At 53.0% G+C, this 438-nt stretch carries 1 protein-coding gene; it reads right to left on the reverse strand.

The genetic code is table 11. The annotated features are described in order from the left end of the window. Positions 1–31 precede the first annotated feature (31 nt). A partial coding sequence (locus tag FJV41_RS50545; protein WP_246137942.1) for a hypothetical protein occupies positions 32–438 on the reverse strand: 407 nt, incomplete at its 5' end.

Consider the following 438-nt stretch of genomic DNA (forward strand, 5'->3'; position numbering starts at 1 on the left):
AGCTCATCCAGCCCTTTCACTTCCATTCGTATCACGACGTATCCTCCGCGTAGTGAATGATGAAATCGCGGATCAGGCGGTACTGACTGCGGCGGTTCGTCAACGTCATTTTGTCCTGCCGGATGCCGCTGCGTTCAATGAACTGAACCGGGATATTTTCCAGCTGGCCATGCACGATTTTTTTCCATTCAGACCAGATTTTTTTGTCCATCTGCAGGAGGTCGGTGTAGTCGTCAATCCGGTAAATCGTCACCTGAAATCGTGCTGAGATGAGTCCGGTTCGCAGTGTTCCCGCGTACATCTCCGGGTCTGAAATTCGTTGAAACGTAACGCCTTCCTGCTCGTTATCCGGCAACAGCAGCGGGTAAGCATTCAGGCCGGTGATACGCTCCAGCGCAGTTTTAATCGCCAGTTCTATCATGCCGCCCGTCCGCCTCC

The organism is Myxococcus llanfairpwllgwyngyllgogerychwyrndrobwllllantysiliogogogochensis (assembly GCF_006636215.1).
Taxonomy (GTDB): Bacteria; Myxococcota; Myxococcia; order Myxococcales; family Myxococcaceae; genus Myxococcus; species Myxococcus llanfairpwllgwyngyllgogerychwyrndrobwllllantysiliogogogochensis.